This is a genomic window from Sulfitobacter sp. EE-36 (assembly GCF_000152605.1).
Taxonomy (GTDB): Bacteria; Pseudomonadota; Alphaproteobacteria; order Rhodobacterales; family Rhodobacteraceae; genus Sulfitobacter; species Sulfitobacter pontiacus.
Genome location: NZ_CH959310.1, coordinates 2,468,254 through 2,487,381, shown reverse-complemented (window position 1 = coordinate 2,487,381; position 19,128 = coordinate 2,468,254). Strand labels below are relative to the sequence as shown.

The window sequence follows — 19,128 nt, the reverse complement described above, 5'->3', positions numbered from 1 at the left end:
AATCTTTACCTTCATTTTGCCAAATAAACTCCCCGCGGAGCGTCCTGCCGTCGCAAACTGCGCCGCCAGTGGTTATGCGCGGGCTTTGGTCTGCCGCATGTTCCACCCCAGCAGGCACAGGATCTCGGTCGCCACATGGGCGCCGGCGATCGCTGTCGCACCTGTCGTGTCAAAAGGCGGAGAGACTTCAACGATGTCGCCGCCCACGATGTTGATCCCCGCCAGATCCCGCATCATGATCGCCGCCTGCGCCGACGTGAGCCCGCCCCATACAGGCGTGCCTGTGCCCGGCGCAAAGGCCGGATCAAGCGCATCGATATCGAATGTAAGATAGCAAGGACGGTCGCCAAGTACCTGTTTTATTTTGGCAACGGCTGCCTGTGGCCCTTTCTCGTGGACCTCGCGCGCGTCGATGGTTGTCACGCCAAGCGTATCCGGGTTGGTCGTGCGGATGCCCACCTGAACCGAGGTTTTCGGATCAACGATGCCCGACTTCACCGCCTTGTAGAACATGGTGCCGTGGTCGATCCGGTCCATATCATCGTCGGGCCATGTATCCGAATGGGCATCGAACTGTAACAGACTGATAGGGCCGTATTTTTCGGCATAGGCCTTGAGGATCGGGAAACTGATGTAGTGGTCGCCGCCCAGGGTCACACTTGCCGCACCTGCGTCCAGTATCCCTTTGATATGCCTTATTAAAGCGGCAGGAAACTGGCTTGTGTGACCATAGTCGAACGCCAGATCGCCATAGTCGGCGATGGCAAACTCGCTGAGCACGTCGAAATCCCAGCCATAGGGCGGATCGTAGGGCTGTAAGGAAGACGCTTCGCGGATCGCACGCGGGCCCAGACGGGTGCCGGTACGGTTGGTCACGGCCTGATCAAAGGGCACGCCTGTCACGGCGATGTCCACGCCGCGCAGGTCTTTGGTATAGCGCCGCCGCAGAAAGGACGTGGCCCCGCCAAAGGCGTTCTCGAAGCTCGGCCCTTTTAGATCATCGCGGGTAAAGGCTTGATCAACCTGATTTTTCGCGTCTTCCAAACCCATGTTACTTGGCTCCTAATGGTTGGGCCCGCTCGACGATGCGGGCAAAAAAGGATGCACCCACGGGCGCGATCTCATCGTCGAAGTTATAGGCGGCGTGGTGCAGCCCTGCGGTATCACCCTGCCCGATGAACAAATAGGCACCGGGGCGTTTTTCCAGCATATAACTGAAATCCTCGGCCCCCATCTCGCGGCCATTATCGGCAATCACGCGGTCCTCGCCCGCAATCTCGGTGGCAACGGCGGCGGCAAATCCGGCCTCTTCTGGGGTGTTCACCGTGGCGGGATAGCCCTTTTCGTATTCCAGTGTCGCGCTGACATCATAGCTGGCGGCCTGCCCGGCGACGATCTGCTCCATCCGGCGGATCACCATGGCCTGCACCTCTTTGTCAAAGCTGCGTACCGTGCCGTTGATATAGGCCGTTTCGGGGATCACGTTGTCGGTGGTGCCCGTGTGGATCTGCGTGACCGAAACGACAAGATCATCCTGCGCATAGTGGTTGCGGCTGACGATGGTCTGCAATGCCGTCGCAATACCACAGGCGGCAACGACCGGATCGCGGGTCAGGTGCGGTGTGGCACCATGACCACCCAAACCCTTGATGTGGATATGAAATTCATCGACCGCCGCCATCATCGCGCCGGGGGATGTGTAAAACCCCCCTTTCTCAAAGCCGGGCGCATTGTGCAGCGCATAGACCTGGCCGATGTCGAAGCGATCAAGGATCCCTTCCTCGACCATCACCTCGGCCCCACCGCCGGTTTCTTCGGCAGGTTGGAAGATCAGCGCCACGCGGCCCGCGAAATTGCGCGTTTCCGCCAGATATTTCGCCGCCCCCAGCAGCATCGTTGTATGCCCGTCGTGCCCGCAGGCGTGCATCTTGCCTGCGTGGGTGCTGGCATAGTCCAGCCCGGTTTCCTCGGGGATCGGCAGCGCATCCATGTCGGCGCGCAGCCCGATGGTCGGCCCCTCGGCCTGACCGTTGATAATGGCGACGATGCCCGTGGTGGCAAAGCCTTCGTGCAGCTCGTCCACGCCGAAGTCGCGCAGGCGTTCCGCCACGAAAGCCGCGGTCTTGAAGCAGTCGTTCCCCAGTTCCGGAATCGTGTGCAGATATCTGCGCCATTCTGTCATTTGGGGGGCATAATCCGCGATACGGTTCACGACGGGCATTACTGGACTCCTGTGGGGATGTTGGTCAGGTTGCATCTGACATCAGACACATGGGGGCTGCAATGGCCGAGACAAGAAATGATGCGTTGATCCACGATCGCGACGCCGGGATCGAACGCTTGTTGGAAATCATGCGCCGCCTGCGTGACCCGCAAACCGGATGCCCTTGGGATATCGAACAGGATTTCGACAGCATTGCCCCCTATACCATTGAAGAAGCGTATGAAGTCGCCGATGCGATCGAGCGCCGCGACTGGCCCGAGCTTGAGGGAGAGTTGGGCGATCTGCTGCTCCAGACCGTGTATCACACGGCCATGGGCGAAGAGGACGGGCGGTTCAGCTTTCAGACGGTGGTGCGCAATATCTCGGACAAGATGGTCGCGCGGCACCCGCATGTTTTCGGCGATGAAAGCCGCGATAAATCAGCCGAACAGCAGACCGCGGATTGGGAAAAGATCAAGGCGGCAGAACGCGCGGGTAAGGCCCAGGGGGGAACGCTTGACGGTGTGGCCGTCGGCCTGCCCGCGCTGCTGCGCGCCTACAAGCTGCAAAAACGCGCGGCCCGTGTCGGGTTTGACTGGCCGCAGGTCGATGATGTGATCGCCAAGATCACCGAGGAAGCGACCGAACTGGTCGAGGCGCGCGATACGCTGACTCAGGCCGAGGTGACCGAGGAATACGGTGATCTGATGTTCGTTATGGCCAATCTGGGCCGGCATCTTGGTGTTGAACCCGAAGCCGCCCTGCGCGCCGCCAACGCCAAATTCATGCGCCGCTTCAGCGGCGTAGAGGCGCGGTTGGCCGCACGAGGTAAATCCCCCTCGGACAGCGATCTGGCCGAGATGGATGCCCTGTGGGAGGATGTAAAACGGGCGGAACGCAGCTAGGACCGCCCGTGCCTGCTGGACAAGTCGCGGCACTTGCGGCAAGGCTCTGGCACAGCCAAGACAGGAGAGCCCATGACACCGCGCAAGATCATTATCGACACGGACCCCGGTCAGGATGACGCCGTAGCGATCCTTGTCGCTTTGGCCAGCCCCGAAGAGCTTGATGTTCTGGGGATCACGTGCGTCGCGGGCAATGTGCCGTTGGACCTCACCTCGCGCAACGCCCGGATCGTGTGCGAATTGGCAGGCAAACGGGATGTCAAAGTCTTTGCCGGATGTGACCGCCCGCTGGGCCGCGAACTGGTCACGGCAGAGCATGTGCACGGCAAGACCGGGCTGGACGGCCCCGATTTGCCCGAACCTACCATGCCGATGGCCGAAGGCCATGCGGTGGATTTCATCATCGACACGCTGCGCGATAACGCACCGGGAACCGTCACGCTATGCCCGCTGGGACCGCTGACCAATATCGCCACCGCGTTGCAAAAAGCACCCGATATCGCCGATCGCATCGCCAAGATCGTGCTGATGGGCGGTGGCTATTTCGAAGGGGGTAACATCACCCCAACGGCGGAGTTTAACATCTACGTCGACCCGCAAGCGGCTGATATTGTGTTTAAATCCGGAGCTCCTATCGTTGTTATGCCGCTGGACGTTACCCATAAGGCGCTGGTGACCAAAGCGCGCAACGATGCTTTCCGCGCCCTTGGCACGCCTGTGGGCATCGCCGTGGCTGAAATGACCGATTTCTTCGAACGGTTCGACAAAGAGAAATACGGCTCTGACGGCGCGCCGCTGCATGACCCTTGCGTCACGGCCTATCTGATCAACCCCGATCTGTTCAAAGGCCGCCACATCAACGTCGAGATCGAGACAGAGTCAGAGCTGACCATGGGTATGACCGTCGCCGATTGGTGGGGCGTGACCGACCGCGCCCCCAATGCGACCTTTATGGGCGATCTGGATTCTGATGGCTTCTTTGCCCTGCTGACCGAACGGCTGGCCCGTCTATGAGCGCGGCCTTCACCCTTGCCAAGCCAGAGCATCTGGACCGTCTCGTTGCCCTCGTGGGCAGCTTTCACGCCGAGACGGGGATCGAGCAGACGGATGACGACCGCCGCAACGGGCTGGCACCGCTGCTCGAAGGCACGCCCTATGGGGTGGCCTATCTGATCGGCCCGGCCCGTGCACCCATCGGCTATATCATCATCACCTTCGGCTGGTCGGTTGAATTCGGCGGTCTGGACGCGATTATCGATGAAATCTACGTGCGCCCCGGCGTGCGTGGCCGTGGCATCGCGACAGAGGCATTGCTGGCCGTCCCGAATGCGCTGGCGGGCGGCGGTCTGCGCGCGATCCATCTTGAGGTAGAGCGTAGCAACGAGATCGCGCAGAAGCTTTACCACCGTGCAGGCTTTCGCCCTCGCGAAAACTACATGTTCATGTCGCGCAAATTCTGACGCGGACTGGCAAGCTGGGGCCGCGGCCCCTATATCTGCCCTATGACATTATCAGCCCCCTTCGATAACAGCTACGCGGCCTTGCCCGATGGCTTTTTCACCCGCACCACGCCTACGCCGGTGGCCGATCCCAAACTGCTGGCTTTCAACGCGCCGCTGGCAAAGACGCTGGGGATCACCCACGGATCGACCGAGGATCTGGCCTTTATCTTCAGCGGGAACGAACTGCCCGCCGGTGCCGATCCGCTGGCGCAGCTTTATGCGGGGCATCAGTTCGGGAATTACAACCCGCAGCTTGGCGATGGCCGCGCGATCCTCTTGGGCGAGGTGCTGGATGCAAAGGGCCAGCGCCGCGATATCCAGCTGAAAGGATCGGGGCGCACGCCCTATTCCCGTGGCGGCGACGGGCGCGCCTGGCTTGGGCCGGTCTTGCGCGAATATGTGGTGTCCGAGGCGATGCACGCCCTAGGCATCCCCACCACCCGCGCCCTGGCCGCTGTGCAAAGTGGCGAGGATGTTTTTCGCGAAACCGCCCTGCCCGGTGCCGTGCTGACCCGTGTCGCCGCAAGCCATCTGCGTGTGGGGACGTTTCAGGTCTTTGCCCATCGGGGCGAGGTCGAAAATCTGCGCCGCCTCACCGACTATGCGATCCAGCGGCACTACCCGCAGGCGGACGGGCCCTTGGGCCTGCTGCGCGCGGTGTGCTCCGCACAGGCGGATCTGGTCGCGGCGTGGATGTCTGTGGGCTTTATTCACGGGGTGATGAACACCGATAATTGCGCCATCTCGGGCGAGACGATTGATTACGGCCCCTGCGCCTTCATGGATGCGTTCCACCCCAACCGTGTGTTCAGTTCCATCGACCGGCAGGGGCGCTATGCCTATGCCAATCAGCCGCAGATCGTCGTGTGGAATATGGCGCAGCTTGCAACCTCGTTGTTGCAGCAGCTTGATGATCCCGAAAGCGGCGTGGCCGAGGCAACAGAGATCGTGCACGCCATGCCCGCGTTGATCGAGCAAGCCTGGCTGAGACGCTTTGCCGCCAAGATCGGGATCACGACGCCCAAGGCTGAAGATACTGCGCTGATCGATGCGCTGTTGTCGCTGATGCAAACGGATGGCGCGGATTTTACCAATGCTTTCCGCGCGCTGTCAGGCGATGACGCCGCCGGCCAATTCACCGACCGCGCGGCCTTTGCCAACTGGCGCGACGCGTGGCAGCAGCGCATCGCGGCCGAGCCGGACCCTAAATCGGTCATGGAGGCCGCCAACCCGGCCGTGATCCCGCGCAACCACCGGATAGAGGCGATGATCAACGCCGCCGTTGCTGGTGATATGGACCCGTTCCACCGGCTGATGACAGCGCTTGCCCACCCTTACCGCGAAACCGACGCCGATCTGCACCGCGCGCCGACGACGCAGGAAATCGTGCCGGCCACCTTCTGCGGCACCTGAACGACGGCCAGCGGGTGGCAGGTGCCACCCGTTGTCCCACCGTCAAGCACGTCGACAAGCGGGAACCCCCGCGATCTTTTGGTTGTTTTGCACAGTAAACTGCAACAGACTTGCAGGCGATTTGACCCAAAAGGATTATCGATAATGAGCTTGATGAAAACATTGGCCAAAGTGGCGATCGGCGTGGCTGTGGCCAAAGGGGCCAGCGCCATGATGAACAAGAATAAATCCACGACCGGCAGCGCCAGCAGCGGCGGCGGACTGGGCGGATTGCTGGGCGGTCTGACTGGCGGCAGCACGGGCGGCTCGGGCGGTAACCTGCAGGATATGCTGGGTGGTTTGATGGGCGGATCCTCCGGTGCCAGCAGCGGCGGCTTGGGCGGTTTGCTGAACCAGCTTGGCGGCGGCACAGGCACCAGCACGTCTGGCAGCTCGGGCGGCCTTGGCGGGCTGCTGGGTGGGCTTGCCGGTGCCGCAGGTGCGGGTGGCTTGCTGTCCAGTCTGGGCGGTGCCAGCCAAAAAGCCCCCGAACGGCCAGAGGCAGACTTTGGCGCGGTGCTGAACTCGCAATTCGATAGCAACCCTGCCCCCGAAATCACCCCCTCGCGCGATCAGGAGGCCACCGCCGCGCTGATGATCGCCGCAATGATCCAGGCCGCGAAATCCGACGGCACATTTGATGAGTCCGAGCGTGAAAAGCTGCTGAACCATCTGGGCGACGTGGACGCCGACGAGGCCGCATTCGTGCAAGGCCAGATGGAAGCCCCTGTGGATGTCGACGCGCTGGTCGCCCAGACCCCCGACGGCATGGGCCCGCAAATCTATGCGATGTCGCTGCTGGCGATTGATCTGGATACGCAGGAAGAGGCGCAATATCTGCACAAGCTGGCCAGCGCCTATGGGATGCAGCCCGCCGCGGTGAACGAGATCCACGCGCAGATGGGGGTGCCGTCGCTTTACACCTAAAGCGGCGCGGCCTGACCACAGACGGTTGTGAAAGCCTGACCCCGAAACGGGTCAGGCTTTTGCTTTCTTGGCCTTCTTTTCCTTGGCGATCACATGCTCTGCCAGATCACGGGCGATGGCAAAGGCCCCTTTGATCTTGTCGGCATCGGTTTTCCAGTCGCGCTTGACGACGATCTTGTTCTCTTTGACCTTTGCCAGTCCGCGTTGGTCCTGAATGAAGGTGACCAACCCCTCGGGCGAGGCGAATTTGTCGTTGTGGAACTGGATCGTGACGCCCTTGGGCCCGCCATCCAGCTTGGCAATACCGGCGCGTTTGCACATCGCCTTGATCCGCACGACCAGCATCAGCGTGTTCACCTCTTTCGGCAGCTTGCCGAAACGGTCGATCAGCTCGGCGGCAAAGCCTTCCAGCTCGACCTTGGTGGTCAGTTCGGACAGGCGACGGTAGAGCCCGAGGCGCACATCCAGATCAGGCACGTAATCCTCGGGGATCAGCACCGGCACGCCCAGATTGATCTGCGGTGCCCACTGCCCATCGTCGTCGATCACGCCTTCCAGCTCGCCCGATTTGATCTTGGCAATCGCGTCTTCCAGCATGGATTGATAAAGCTCGAACCCCACGTCGCGCATCTGGCCGGATTGTTCCTCGCCCAGCAGGTTGCCCGCACCGCGAATATCAAGATCCTGCGACGCCAGCGTAAAGCCTGCCCCAAGCGTGTCGAGGCTGCCCAACACCCGCAAGCGTTTCTCTGCGGTGGCAGTCAGCTTGGCACGGGGTTTGGTTGTCAGATAGGCATAGGCGCGGGTTTTTGATCGGCCCACCCTGCCCCTGATCTGGTAGAGCTGCGCCAGACCAAACATATCGGCACGGTGCACGATCATCGTGTTGGCGGTCGGGATATCCAGCCCGGATTCCACAATCGTCGTGGCCAGCAGGATGTCATACTTCCCGTCGTAAAAGGCGTTCATCCGATCGTCGAGCTCTCCGGCGGCCATCTGCCCGTGGGCAACAAGATACGTCAGCTCGGGCAGTTGCTCTTTCAGGAACGCTTCGATTTCCGGCAGATCGGTGATGCGGGGCACCACATAGAAAGACTGCCCGCCGCGATAATGTTCGCGCAACAGCGCCTCGCGCAGGGTGACGGCATCAAATTCGCTGACATAGGTGCGGATGGCCAGACGGTCGACAGGGGGCGTGCCGATGATCGACAGGTCGCGCACGCCGGTCAGGCTAAGCTGCAGGGTGCGCGGGATCGGCGTGGCGGTCAGGGTCAGCACGTGAATATCCGTGCGCATCGCCTTCAGCCGTTCTTTGTGACCCACGCCAAAGTGTTGTTCTTCATCAATAATCAGCAGGCCGAGGTTCTTGAACTTGACCGTCTTTGCCAGCAGCGCGTGGGTGCCGACCACCACATCGACAGTGCCGCGATTGATGCCGTCGCGGGTGGCTGTGGCCTCTTTTGCAGAGACAAAACGCGACAGCTGACGCACCTCAAGCGGGAAGCCACGGAAGCGTTCGGCGAAGGATTTATAGTGCTGACGTGCCAGCAGGGTCGTCGGCGCGACAATCGCCACTTGCAGCCCTGACATCGCCGCGACAAAGGCGGCGCGCATGGCGACCTCGGTCTTGCCAAAGCCCACGTCGCCGCAGATCAGCCGGTCCATCGGGTTGCCGCTGGTCAGATCGTCCAGCACATCCGAGATGGCATTCAACTGGTCGTCGGTCTCGGTATAGGGGAAGCGCGCGGAAAACGCGTCCCACATGCCGGGGGGCGGATCCATGACAGGCGCTTTGCGCAGCGCACGTTCGGCGGCGATGCGGATCAGCTTGTCCGCCATCTCGCGGATGCGTTCCTTGAGCTTGGCTTTCTTGGACTGCCACGCGCCACCGCCCAGCTTGTCAAGCAGCCCCTCGTCATGGCCATAACGGGACAGCAGTTCGATATTCTCGACCGGCAGATAGAGCTTCGAGCTTTCGGCGTATTCCAGCAGCAGACATTCATGGGCGGCACCGGCGGCGGTGACCACCTCCATCCCCAGATAGCGGCCGACACCGTGATCCACATGCACGACCAGATCGCCGGGGCTCAGCGATTGTGTCTCGGTCAGGAAATTCTCGGCCCGCCGTTTACGTTTCGGCGCGCGGATCAAGCGGTCGCCAAGGATGTCCTGTTCAGAGATGACGGTCAGTTTCGACGCGCTGCTGCCGCTTTCCCAAGGGGATTCGAACCCGTGTTCCAACGCCCAAACCGCCAGATGCAGACCGCGTTTGCCGATGCGGGTGCCGTTCTTGATGGCGATGGTCTCGCCCATGCCTTCGTCTTCGATCAGCCCGGTCAACCGTTCGCGCGCACCGTCGGAATAGCTGGCGATGACCACCGGACCTTCTTGAAGTTTTGCTTTAATATGCGCGGCCAAGGCACCGAAAAGGCTGACGGTTTCCTGTTGACGTTCGGGCGCGAAGTTGCGCCCCAAGCGTCCACCCGCATCCAGCACATTCGGACCTGTCGGCTGTGGGAGCGGCTTGAAACTGATCACACGTTTGCCGATCAGCGCGGTTTCCCACGCGGTGTCGGTCAGGTACAGCCCTTCGGGCGGTGCGGGCTTGTAGACGCTGTCCATCTTCGACCGGTTCGCCATCGCCAGCCTGCGGGTTTCGTATTGATCCGCGATACTCTCCCACCGCGACAGACGTTGCGCGGTCAGTTGGTCGTCCAGCGTGATCGTCGCCTGCGGCACATAGTCGAACAAGGTCTGGAGCGTTTCGTGAAAGAACGACATCCAGTGTTCCGCGCCCTGATGCTTGCGCCCTGCGCTGATCGCTTCGTATAGCGGATCATCGGTCCCCGCGGCCCCGAATTCGATCCGGTAGTTCTGGCGGAAACGGGTGATAGCACTTTCGTCAAGGATGACTTCGCTGACGGGGGCAAGCTCCACGAGCTCCAGCTTTTCTGTAGTGCGCTGCGTCACCGGATCAAAGCGGCGCGCCCCGTCCAGCGTATCGCCAAAGAGGTCCAGCCGCACAGGGCCAAGATCACCGGGTGGGAAAATGTCGATGATGCCGCCGCGGATCGCGTAGTCGCCCGGCTCGGTCACCGTCGGGCTCTGGACAAAGCCCATGCGGACAAGGAATCCGCGCAAGGCCGCCTCGTCTATCCGGTCGCCCACACGGGCCGAAAACGCGGCATCGCGCAGCACATCGCGCGCAGGCACCCGCTGGGTCGCGGCGTTCAGCGTGGTCAGCAGGATAAAACGGTCCGGCATTCCATGCACCAGTCCCGCCAGCGTCGCCATCCGCTGCGCCGAGATATCGGCATTGGGCGACACGCGGTCATAGGGCAGGCAATCCCATCCGGGGAAGACGACCACAGGCACATCCGGCGCGAAAAAGCGCAGCGCCGCCTGCATTGCCACCATGCGTTTGTCATCGCGGGCAATATGCAACACCGGTGTGCCACTTTTGCCCAGTTCGTTCAGCACCGCCTGTGCGTCAAAACCTTCGGGAACGCCGGACAGCGTGATTTGGGATTTCTCTGACATCAGCAGCTACCTGTATCCGATCGCGGTTTTTTCAACCGCCAAACGGACCTGTATAAAGGTTTTGGTACATGCCCCACATCGATGTGATGAAAATCGAAATCATCCCGATGATCTGGGTATAAAGACGGTGACGGTTCAGCCGTTTGATCAGGCGGTCGCCGGTGCCGGAATCCTCGCGGATCTGCTGCGCGGTCGACACGCTCAGCACCCCTACCAGACACAGCGGAAAGGCCAGCAACAGCACGGCTTGGGCGAATTCGAAACGGTAGAAAACCGCCAGCGTAAAGAGCATCGTCATGAAAAAGCAGGTGAACCCCAAAATCCAGATGCCGGACACTTGGGTGATATATAGAATACGGTTCACGTTGATGCGTGCCATATCCTCCAGGTCGACCAGCGCCTGTTCACCGTTGCGCCGCGCACGCAGCACCATATCAAAGGGCACGCCCAAGACCCAATGGCTGGCAGAAGACCAGATCACCGCAACGGCGATCCAGTACCACAGGTTGGAAAAAGACCGCATGTCGATGACTTCGAAAATTGTCTGATAGAGGGTCAAGGTTCGCTCATCTTTGAAGTGAAATCATTGTGTTCAGACGTGCTGCCCTACAATCGTCTGCCTGTCATAGCGGCGCGTTCGCGAAATTCCTAGCCTTGAGCCGTGCAAAAATACGTGGCAAGCCTTGCCCGATAGCATCTGAGGTATTTTTGCATGAGACCCCAACAAGCCCCCTTTCCCGCCACCCGCCTGCGCCGCACCCGTCAATCCGAGGGCGTCCGCGCATTGGTCCGTGAAAATGCGCTGTCTTTGGGGGATCTGATCTGGCCGGTGTTCGTGCGCAGCGGTGAGGGCGTGGAAGAGCCCGTCCCCTCCATGCCCGGCGTCTATCGGCGCAGCGTTGACAAGCTGGTCGATGCCGCGCGCGAGGCTTCTGATCTGGGGATCGGGGCGATGTGTATCTTCCCCTATACCGGTATCGAGGACCGGACAGAGGATTGCGCCGGTGCCTGGGATCCTGAAAACAACGCCAACCGCGCCCTGCGTGCGATCCGCGAGGCGGTACCCGATATGGTCCTCATGACCGATGTCGCGCTGGACACCTATAATATCAACGGCCATGACGGCTTTGTCGAAGACGGGATCATCGTCAATGACCGCACGGTCGAGGCGCTGGTCAAGATGGCGCTGGCGCAGGCCGACGCGGGGGCCGATATCATCGGGCCGTCCGATATGATGGACGGGCGCATCGCCGCGATCCGCGCAGGTCTTGAAGGGGCAAGCCATTCGGATGTGATGATCATGAGCTACGCGGCGAAATACGCCTCGGCCTTCTATGGCCCGTTCCGCGATGCTGTCGGGGCCTCGGGGGCGCTGACCGGCGACAAGAAGACCTATCAGATGGATTACGCCAACAGCAACGAGGCGATCCGCCTGATCGAGCGTGATCTGCGCGAAGGGGCCGATATGGTCATGGTCAAACCCGGCATGCCGTATCTTGATATCTGCCATCGCGTGAAATCCAGCTTTGGGGCACCGACCTTTGCCTATCAGGTGTCGGGTGAATACAGCATGGTGAAAGCCGCCGCCCAGAATGGCTGGATCGACGAAGACCGCGTGATGATGGAAAGCCTGATGGGGTTCAAACGTGCGGGCTGTGACGGGGTCTTGACCTATTTTGCCCCCGCCGTGGCGCGGTTGATGAACGGATAACGCGGCTTCGATGCGCAAATAGCACGCCACTTGTGGCAAATCACCGCCGATTCAAGCCCTAAATTCGTGACACCCGCGGGTTTTGAGCATAAGATCGCGCAGAAACCGGATGAACCGGCACAGGCAATTACAGGCAGAAGACTATGACAAACAACACTTTCTCGCGCCGGGCTTTCGCTTTGGGTGCGATTGCAAGCGCGGGTGCCGTTGCGGCATGTGGCAACGGTGTCGGCAGCCGTGGCAGCGGGATGATCGACGCCCGCGTTGATGCGACGCTCAACGCGATGTACCGCAGCTTCCCCAACACGCGGCAACTGGCGGAAAAATCCAACGGTATGCTGATCATGCCGCTGGTGACCGAGGCGGGCCTTGGCTTTGGCGGTGCCTATGGTCGTGGTGCGCTGCGGGTGAATAACGTGACTGTCGACTATTACTCGGTCACCAAGGCGACGGGCGGCTTGCAGATCGGGGCGCAGCAATATGCGCATGTGCTGTTCTTCATGACCGAAGCCGCGCTCAGCGATTTCCGCCGCTCCCCCGGTTGGGCTGCGGGTGCCGATCTGGAATATGTCATCTCGGATCGCGGCGAAAGCGTCGAAGCGGATACCACAACCGTGCTTGCCCCCGTGCTGGCCGCCGTCTTTGGCCGCGCCGGTCTGCGTATCGGTGCCACGCTTGAAGGCACGAAATATTCGCGCATCATTCCCTAAGCAAAACGCCCGATCCGCACCATCGCGGATCGGGCAGCTTTGGGCTTAACCCAAGGCGTTCAGACGTTTGAACAGCGCCGACGTGTCCCAACGTCCGCCCCCCATTTTCTGCACATCCTTATAGAATTGATCGACCAGCGCCGTGACAGGCAGGCTCGCGTCGATCTCGTTACCGGTGTCCAGACAAATCCCCAGATCCTTGCGCATCCAGTCTACGGCAAACCCGTGGTCGAATTTATCGTCCAGCATTGTCTCGTAGCGGTTGGCCATCTGCCAGCTGCCTGCGGCACCCTGGCTGATCACCTCGACCACATCGCGCCCGTCCAATCCGGCCTTCTGGGCGAAATGCAGCGCCTCGCTCAGGCCCTGCACCAGACCGGCAATGGCAATCTGGTTGCACATCTTGGTCATCTGGCCGGCACCACTGTCGCCAAGGCGACGGCAGATCTTGGCGTAAACCTCCATCACGGGCAGCGCACGATCAAAGGCACCGGAATCGCCACCGCACATGATGGACAGCTGGCCATTCTCCGCCCCCGCCTGCCCGCCGGAAATCGGCGCATCGACAAAGCTGATCTGGCGCGCATCCGCCGCCGCGTGCAACTCGCGCGTAACCGCTGCCGAGACCGTGGTGTGATCGACAAAAATCGTGCCCTCGCCCATTCCGGCAAAAGCGCCGTCGTCACCAATGCAGACGGATCGCAGATCGTCATCATTGCCGACGCAGGAAAAAACGATTTCTGCTCCTTCAGCGGCGGCTTTGGGCGTCTCTGCCATCTTGCCACCGTGGGTTTCTGCCCAAGCGCGCGCCTTCTCTGTGGTGCGGTTGTACACGGTCACGTCATGCCCCGCTTTTTGCAGATGCGCGGCCATTGGCGCGCCCATCACGCCCAATCCCAAAAATGCGAGCTTTGCCATCGTCTTTTCCTTGTCATTCAGTTGCGCTATTGCCTGAGAGGAACCTATCACCCTGCGCGCATTGGTCAATCGCGCGTAGATATACCCAGGAGCGTGACATGGCAGTGGTTTTTCGGTGGCTGATGCGAATTGCAACGCTCTTGGTGGTGCTGGCGGTAATTGGTGTCGGCGGTGCCTATTGGCTGGCCTCGCGGTCGCTGCCTGACTACGACGATACGGTCCGCGTGCCCAACCTCGGGGCCGAGGTGGAGATCGTGCGCGACAACGCCAATGTGCCGCATATCTTCGGTGAAAGTGACCAAGATGTGTTCTACGGGCTGGGCTTTGCCCATGCGCAGGACCGTCTGTGGCAGATGATCACCATGCGCCGCACGGTCCAAGGCCGCTTGTCCGAGGTTTTCGGCACCACGACCGTCCGTATCGACCGTCTGCTGCGCCGCTTTGATCTTTATACCTTGTCGGTGCAATCGCTTCAGGCGCTCGACCCCAAGACCCGCGCAGCGCTGGATGCCTATGCCGCCGGGGTGAATGCCCGGTTGGATCAGATCAACACCGAAGCCCTGGGTCGCGGTGCCCCCGAGATGCTGCTGTTTGATGCCCCTGTCGCCCCCTGGCGCGCAGCGGATTCCGTCGCGCTGGTCAAGCTGATGGCCTTGCAGCTGTCGGGGCATCTGGATGCCGAGGTCAAGCGCGCCCGCACCTCGCTCGCGCTGCCCGATCATAAGCGCCTGTCCGATATTCTGCCTGACGCCCCCGGTAGCGGCATCGCCGCCCTGCCCGAATATGCGCAGCTGGCCCCCGGCCTGCCGCAGTTCGCTGCCAATATCCCCCTCGATCCCTCGCCGCTGTCGCCGTTCAAATACTTTGATCTGGCGGGTGCCTCTAACGCTTGGGCTGCCGCACGGGATCGCTCTGCCTCGGGCGGGACGCTGATCGCCAATGACCCGCATCTGGGCTTCACCGCGCCGACCATCTGGTACCTCGCGCGGCTCGAGTTGCAATCGGGCGGCGTCATCGGCGGCACGATCCCCGGTATCCCCGTGGTGCTGACAGGGCGCAGCAGCGCGCTTGGCTGGGGGATCACCTCATCCTATGCCGACGATCAGGATGTCTATATCGAAGAGCTGAACCCCGACAACAGCGAGGAATACCGCACCCCCGACGGGTTCAAGAAATTCGCCAAACGCGCGTCGATCATCACGGTCAAGGATGCCGATCCGATCACGCTGACCCTGCGCTGGACCGACAATGGGCCGGTGCTTCCCGGCAGCCACTATAACCTCGCTGCGATCACCCCGCCCGGTCATGTCGCCGCGCTGAACTGGACCGCGCTTGACCCCGCCGATACTTCGATCGCCGCGGCCATGCAGTTGATGGAGGCCAAGACCGTCGAGGAAGGGATCACCGCGGGCGAGGCCTATATCGCGCCGTCGCAAAACCTGACGCTGGTGGACGTGAATACCATCGCGATGAAAACCATCGGCGCGCTGCCCGCCCGCGACGCCGCGCATCAAAGCCAGGGGCGCATGCCCACACCGGGCTGGATCGCCGCGAACCGCTGGCAGGGCCGCCTGCCCTATAGCGCAAACCCCGAATTCCTGTCGCCCCGTGGCGGGATTATCGGCAATACCAACAACAAGACGGTGGACCGCCCCTTCCCCAACCACGTGTCCTTCCTTTGGGGCGATACGCAACGCATCCAACGGTGGCGCAACCTGATGCAGCGCCGTCAGGTGCACACGCGCGACAGCTTTATCGAGGCGCAGCTGGATACGGTCAGCTTCACCGCGCGCTCCCTGCTACCGCTGATCGGGGCCGAGCTGTGGTTCACCGGCGAAACCGCGCCCGAAGGCACGTCTGAGCGCCAACGCCAACGGGCGCTGACCCTGCTTGCCGGCTGGTCGGGCGAGATGAACGAACATCTGCCCGAACCGCTGATCTATGCCGCCTGGCTGCGCGCCTTGCAGCAACGGCTGATCCAAGACGAGCTTGGGGCCCTGGCGGAGGAATTCGATCATGTCGATCCGCTGTTCATCGAACGTGTTTTCCGCGATGTGGACGGTGCGGCGGCATGGTGCGACGTGCTGCAATCCGCCCCGAAAGAGACCTGCCCCGACATGGCCCGCATGGCGCTGGACGATGCGCTGATCTGGATCAACGAGACATGGGGCACCCAGCTGGAATCCCTGCGGTGGGGCGACGCACACCAAGCCACCCACGACCACCAGACCTTGGGCGAAGTCCCCGTGCTGCGCTACTTCATGAACATCCGCCAATCGACCTCGGGCGGTGACAACACGCTGCTGCGCGGCCGCACCCGTGGCACGGGGCCGGACCCTTTCGCCAATGTCCACGGCGCAGGCTTCCGCGGGGTTTATGACTTCGCCGATCCGGATTCATCGGTGTTCATCACCTCAACCGGCCAATCGGGCCACTTCCTGTCGCATCACTACGACGATCTGGCACAGCTTTGGCGGCGCGGCGAATACATCCCCATGTCGCTTGACGAAGAGCTCGCCCGCGCCGCCCCCGTCGGCATCACCAAGCTGGTACCGGAGGCAGAATGAACCGCGTGATCCTTTTCAACAAACCCTTTGGCGTCTTGTCCCAATTCACCGACAAGGGCACCGAAGGCTCGCCGCGTCCGACCCTGTCGGCCTATATCGATGAAAAGGGCTTCTACCCCGCCGGACGGCTGGACCGCGACAGCGAAGGGCTGATGGTGCTGACTGACAGCGGCCCGCTGCAGGCCCGTATCTCGCATCCGAAATATAAACTGGCCAAAACCTATTGGGTGCAGGTCGAGGGCACGCCGGATGAACAAGCCCTCGCCGCTTTGCGCAGCGGTGTCACGCTCAAAGACGGCAAGACCGCCCCCGCCAAGGCGCGGCTGATGGACCCGCCCGAGCCTCTGTGGGACCGCGACCCGCCGGTGCGGTTTCGCAAATCCGTCCCTGATGCCTGGCTCGAGATCACGATCACCGAAGGTCGCAACCGTCAGGTGCGGCGCATGACGGCCCATGTCGGCCTGCCGACACTCCGCCTGATCCGCGCGCGCGTCGGAGACTGGGAACTGCACAAGCTCCAACCCGGCGCATGGCGCTTCTCATCCGAGCTTGGCCGCTAATTCCAAATGGCCCACAATCCCGGGGGGCGGCCAAAGGCCGGGGGGCTGGCCCCCCTTATCCCCGACGCCTGAACCGTCAGGAAAACACCCGCGTGCCCCAGACCCCCAACGTGGCAGAGGTCCCGGTCAGCACCACCCCCCAAGAGAAATCGGTCGCCACCATTTGCGGTGTCCAGTCTTTCAACGTCGCGAGGTTGGTGAACTCATAGGTGCCATACCCCAAGGCCCCGATCAGCGCCGCATTGCCAAAGACCCACAACAAGGATTTATCCTGTGCAATTGCGGGCCAGCTGACGAAATACAGCAGCACAGCGATATAGAAGGCATAGAAGACAAAGGCAGGCAAAAGCCGGAACTGGTCCAGCAGCAAGGGGCCGATATCGCGGCTGAAAACCGGTTTGATCAGATAGCTCAGGCCCAGAAAGTCGAGCCCCAGAAAGATCGCGAATGTCAGCACATAAAGAATAATCAAAGTCATCGGGGGCTCCTGAAAAATCAACGCTCCCCAATCATATGCAGCAGCGCCCGGAAAATGCGACTTTTCCGGGCGTTTTTTATCCTATTTTAAATGGTCCCGAGACCTGCCGGCCTTACAACCGCTGGTATTGCGCTTCTTGCTGTGCCGACCAGCGCACGACCAGATTGAACCCGTCTTCGGTTTGGGTTTCCTCGATCACGACGTCCTGTTCGAACAGCCAGGCGCGTTTCTTGCCATCGGCAAAGGCCAGCGTCAGCTCGGCTTCACGCACCGCACCTTGCAGCGCTTCGGCGATGACCGCTTGCAACTCGTCCAACCCCTCTCCCGTGATGGCAGAGATGGCAAGAACACTGTCGTCGCGCTGCGCACGGGCGCGTACGGCGGCGGCACGGTCGTCATCCAACTGGTCGAGTTTGTTCCAGACCTCGAAGCTGCGCGTATCCTTGGGCACGCCCAAGGACGTCAGGATATCGCGCACATTGCGTGCCTGACTTTCCGTTTCGGCATGAGATATATCGCGCACGTGGCAGATGATATCGGCGGCCAGAACCTCTTCTAGTGTCGCGCGGAAGGCGGCGACCAGTTCAGTCGGCAGGTCAGAGATGAAGCCCACGGTGTCGCTTAGAATAATCTCTGGCCCGTCGGGCAGCACAAGGCTGCGCATGGTCGGGTCCAGCGTCGCAAACAACATGTCTTTCGCCATCACATCGGCACCGGTCATCCTGTTGAACAACGTCGATTTGCCTGCGTTGGTATAGCCCACCAGCGCCACGATGGGGAACGGTACCTTGGCACGCGCGGCGCGGTGCAAGGCCCGAGTCTTGACGACCTTGTCCAACTGCCGGCGCAAGCGCACCAGTTGTTCGTCAATGGCGCGGCGGTCCGATTCAATCTGGGTTTCGCCGGGGCCCCCGACAAAGCCCAATCCACCCCTTTGACGTTCAAGGTGGGTCCAGGCGCGGACCAGACGCGTGCGCTGATAGTTCAGCGCGGCCATTTCGACCTGCAGCACCCCTTCGCGGGTGGCGGCGCGGTCGCTGAAAATTTCGAGGATCAGACCAGTACGGTCAAGCAGTTTGACGCCCCATGCTTTTTCAAGGTTGCGCTGCTGGACCGGCGTCACTGGTCCATCGACCAGCACCAGTTCAACCTCGGCCTCTTCAAAGACAAGCCGAAGCTCCTCGATCTTGCCAGAGCCGAACAGCATGCCCGCGCTGACGGTGCGCAGGGGCACAATATTGGCCCCTTCCACGTCCAGATGCGGGAGGGCACGGGCCAAGGCGACGGCTTCCGCCAAGGCGGGCTCCGCGATGCGGCGGTCATTGTCTGACTTGATGTCAGGGTGAATCACCCAAGCCCGGGTACGCTTCGGGCCTGCAGTGTCATCAATTTGAAACGGAGGACGGCTCAATTAGCGTCTTCACCCTCGTATAGCGAGATCGGCGTGCTTGGCATGATCGTGGAAATCGCATGTTTGTAAACAAGCTGCGATTGGCCATCACGGCGCAGAAGAACACAGAAATTGTCAAACCATGTGATGACGCCTTGCAGCTTCACACCGTTGATCAGGAAAATCGTTACCGGCACCTTTGTCTTGCGCACATGGTTCAGGAATGCGTCTTGCAGGTTTTGTCGGTCAGCCGCCATTGTTGGTC

General features: G+C 61.3%; 17 protein-coding genes. 9 read left to right on the top strand and 8 right to left on the bottom strand.

Annotated features, from left to right (window positions below):
• Nucleotides 1–72: 72 nt before the first annotated feature.
• Nucleotides 73–1,050 carry an agmatinase gene (gene speB, locus EE36_RS14600; protein WP_005853529.1) on the bottom strand — a complete coding sequence of 326 codons (978 nt, stop codon included), beginning with the start codon at nt 1,048–1,050 and terminating at the stop codon, nt 73–75.
• A gap of 1 nt (nt 1,051) precedes the next feature.
• Entirely contained in the window at nt 1,052–2,221 is a 1,170-nt protein-coding gene (locus tag EE36_RS14595) for a M20 aminoacylase family protein (protein WP_005853528.1), read from the bottom strand.
• A 62-nt stretch (nt 2,222–2,283) separates the two neighbouring features.
• Between EE36_RS14595 and mazG the strand changes: the two genes are divergently transcribed.
• From mazG to EE36_RS14570, 5 genes are all read left to right on the top strand, one after another.
• The gene (gene mazG, locus EE36_RS14590; protein WP_005853526.1) at nt 2,284–3,108 is read left to right on the top strand and encodes a nucleoside triphosphate pyrophosphohydrolase; all 825 of its coding nucleotides are present in this window, start codon (nt 2,284–2,286) and stop codon (nt 3,106–3,108) included.
• Nucleotides 3,109–3,180: 72 nt separating this feature from the next.
• Complete coding sequence (locus EE36_RS14585) at nt 3,181–4,122, top strand: nucleoside hydrolase (protein ID WP_005853525.1); 942 nt, start codon at nt 3,181–3,183, stop codon at nt 4,120–4,122.
• Nucleotides 4,119–4,568 (top strand): N-acetyltransferase, encoded by a 450-nt coding sequence (locus tag EE36_RS14580; RefSeq protein WP_005853523.1) that lies wholly within the window; start codon nt 4,119–4,121, stop codon nt 4,566–4,568. The genes EE36_RS14585 and EE36_RS14580 overlap by 4 nt, the downstream gene beginning before the upstream one ends.
• Before the next feature lie 42 nt (nt 4,569–4,610).
• Nucleotides 4,611–6,023: a YdiU family protein gene (locus tag EE36_RS14575; RefSeq protein ID WP_005853521.1), complete on the top strand. Its 1,413-nt coding sequence runs from the start codon at nt 4,611–4,613 to the stop codon at nt 6,021–6,023.
• 144 nt (nt 6,024–6,167) lie between these two features.
• The gene (locus tag EE36_RS14570; protein WP_005853518.1) at nt 6,168–6,989 is read left to right on the top strand and encodes a DUF533 domain-containing protein; all 822 of its coding nucleotides are present in this window, start codon (nt 6,168–6,170) and stop codon (nt 6,987–6,989) included.
• Between the two features lie 51 nt (nt 6,990–7,040).
• Here EE36_RS14570 and mfd read toward each other — a convergent pair whose 3' ends face one another.
• Both mfd and EE36_RS14560 read right to left on the bottom strand, forming a co-directional pair.
• Nucleotides 7,041–10,529 (bottom strand): transcription-repair coupling factor, encoded by a 3,489-nt coding sequence (gene mfd / locus EE36_RS14565; protein WP_005853515.1) that lies wholly within the window; start codon nt 10,527–10,529, stop codon nt 7,041–7,043.
• A 31-nt stretch (nt 10,530–10,560) separates the two neighbouring features.
• Entirely contained in the window at nt 10,561–11,088 is a 528-nt protein-coding gene (locus EE36_RS14560) for a hypothetical protein (RefSeq protein ID WP_005853514.1), read from the bottom strand.
• Nucleotides 11,089–11,241: 153 nt separating this feature from the next.
• Here EE36_RS14560 and hemB point away from each other — a divergent pair, with 153 nt between their 5' ends.
• Both hemB and EE36_RS14550 read left to right on the top strand, forming a co-directional pair.
• A complete protein-coding gene (gene hemB / locus EE36_RS14555) occupies nt 11,242–12,240 on the top strand; it encodes a porphobilinogen synthase (RefSeq protein ID WP_005853511.1) in 999 nt (332 codons plus the stop codon).
• Between the two features lie 143 nt (nt 12,241–12,383).
• Nucleotides 12,384–12,950 carry a YSC84-related protein gene (locus tag EE36_RS14550; protein WP_005853509.1) on the top strand — a complete coding sequence of 189 codons (567 nt, stop codon included), beginning with the start codon at nt 12,384–12,386 and terminating at the stop codon, nt 12,948–12,950.
• A 45-nt stretch (nt 12,951–12,995) separates the two neighbouring features.
• On the opposite strand, the gene EE36_RS14545 is transcribed toward EE36_RS14550, so the two are convergent.
• Nucleotides 12,996–13,868 (bottom strand): NAD(P)-dependent oxidoreductase, encoded by an 873-nt coding sequence (locus EE36_RS14545; RefSeq protein ID WP_005853507.1) that lies wholly within the window; start codon nt 13,866–13,868, stop codon nt 12,996–12,998.
• Between the two features lie 98 nt (nt 13,869–13,966).
• On the opposite strand from EE36_RS14545, the gene EE36_RS14540 reads away from it, so the two are divergent.
• Together EE36_RS14540 and EE36_RS14535 are read left to right on the top strand one after the other, a co-directional pair.
• On the top strand, nt 13,967–16,435 hold the full coding sequence (locus EE36_RS14540) for a penicillin acylase family protein (RefSeq protein WP_005853505.1): 2,469 nt from the start codon (nt 13,967–13,969) through the stop codon (nt 16,433–16,435).
• On the top strand, nt 16,432–16,995 hold the full coding sequence (locus EE36_RS14535) for a pseudouridine synthase (RefSeq protein WP_005853503.1): 564 nt from the start codon (nt 16,432–16,434) through the stop codon (nt 16,993–16,995). The genes EE36_RS14540 and EE36_RS14535 overlap by 4 nt, the downstream gene beginning before the upstream one ends.
• A gap of 76 nt (nt 16,996–17,071) precedes the next feature.
• Here EE36_RS14535 and EE36_RS14530 read toward each other — a convergent pair whose 3' ends face one another.
• The 3 genes from EE36_RS14530 to hfq form a co-directional block, all read right to left on the bottom strand.
• Nucleotides 17,072–17,473 carry a DUF2177 family protein gene (locus EE36_RS14530; RefSeq protein ID WP_005853501.1) on the bottom strand — a complete coding sequence of 134 codons (402 nt, stop codon included), beginning with the start codon at nt 17,471–17,473 and terminating at the stop codon, nt 17,072–17,074.
• A 112-nt stretch (nt 17,474–17,585) separates the two neighbouring features.
• Nucleotides 17,586–18,824, bottom strand: a complete 1,239-nt coding sequence (gene hflX / locus EE36_RS14525) for a GTPase HflX (RefSeq protein ID WP_005853499.1) — start codon at nt 18,822–18,824, stop codon at nt 17,586–17,588.
• A 56-nt stretch (nt 18,825–18,880) separates the two neighbouring features.
• Nucleotides 18,881–19,120 (bottom strand): RNA chaperone Hfq, encoded by a 240-nt coding sequence (hfq, locus tag EE36_RS14520; RefSeq protein ID WP_005853497.1) that lies wholly within the window; start codon nt 19,118–19,120, stop codon nt 18,881–18,883.
• Between the last annotated feature and the right edge of the window lie 8 nt (nt 19,121–19,128).

Excerpts from the sequence above, each read along its gene's own strand:
- speB (WP_005853529.1), bottom strand. The coding sequence starts at position 1,050 with ATGGGTTTGGAAGACGCGAAAAATCAGGTTGATCAAGCCTTTACCCGC.
- EE36_RS14595 (WP_005853528.1), bottom strand. The coding sequence starts at position 2,221 with ATGCCCGTCGTGAACCGTATCGCGGATTATGCCCCCCAAATGACAGAA.
- mazG (WP_005853526.1), top strand. The coding sequence starts at position 2,284 with ATGGCCGAGACAAGAAATGATGCGTTGATCCACGATCGCGACGCCGGG.
- EE36_RS14585 (WP_005853525.1), top strand. The coding sequence starts at position 3,181 with ATGACACCGCGCAAGATCATTATCGACACGGACCCCGGTCAGGATGAC.
- EE36_RS14580 (WP_005853523.1), top strand. The coding sequence starts at position 4,119 with ATGAGCGCGGCCTTCACCCTTGCCAAGCCAGAGCATCTGGACCGTCTC.
- EE36_RS14575 (WP_005853521.1), top strand. The coding sequence starts at position 4,611 with ATGACATTATCAGCCCCCTTCGATAACAGCTACGCGGCCTTGCCCGAT.
- EE36_RS14570 (WP_005853518.1), top strand. The coding sequence starts at position 6,168 with ATGAGCTTGATGAAAACATTGGCCAAAGTGGCGATCGGCGTGGCTGTG.
- mfd (WP_005853515.1), bottom strand. The coding sequence starts at position 10,529 with ATGTCAGAGAAATCCCAAATCACGCTGTCCGGCGTTCCCGAAGGTTTT.
- hemB (WP_005853511.1), top strand. The coding sequence starts at position 11,242 with ATGAGACCCCAACAAGCCCCCTTTCCCGCCACCCGCCTGCGCCGCACC.
- EE36_RS14550 (WP_005853509.1), top strand. The coding sequence starts at position 12,384 with ATGACAAACAACACTTTCTCGCGCCGGGCTTTCGCTTTGGGTGCGATT.
- EE36_RS14545 (WP_005853507.1), bottom strand. The coding sequence starts at position 13,868 with ATGGCAAAGCTCGCATTTTTGGGATTGGGCGTGATGGGCGCGCCAATG.
- EE36_RS14540 (WP_005853505.1), top strand. The coding sequence starts at position 13,967 with ATGGCAGTGGTTTTTCGGTGGCTGATGCGAATTGCAACGCTCTTGGTG.
- EE36_RS14535 (WP_005853503.1), top strand. The coding sequence starts at position 16,432 with ATGAACCGCGTGATCCTTTTCAACAAACCCTTTGGCGTCTTGTCCCAA.
- EE36_RS14530 (WP_005853501.1), bottom strand. The coding sequence starts at position 17,473 with ATGACTTTGATTATTCTTTATGTGCTGACATTCGCGATCTTTCTGGGG.
- hfq (WP_005853497.1), bottom strand. The coding sequence starts at position 19,120 with ATGGCGGCTGACCGACAAAACCTGCAAGACGCATTCCTGAACCATGTG.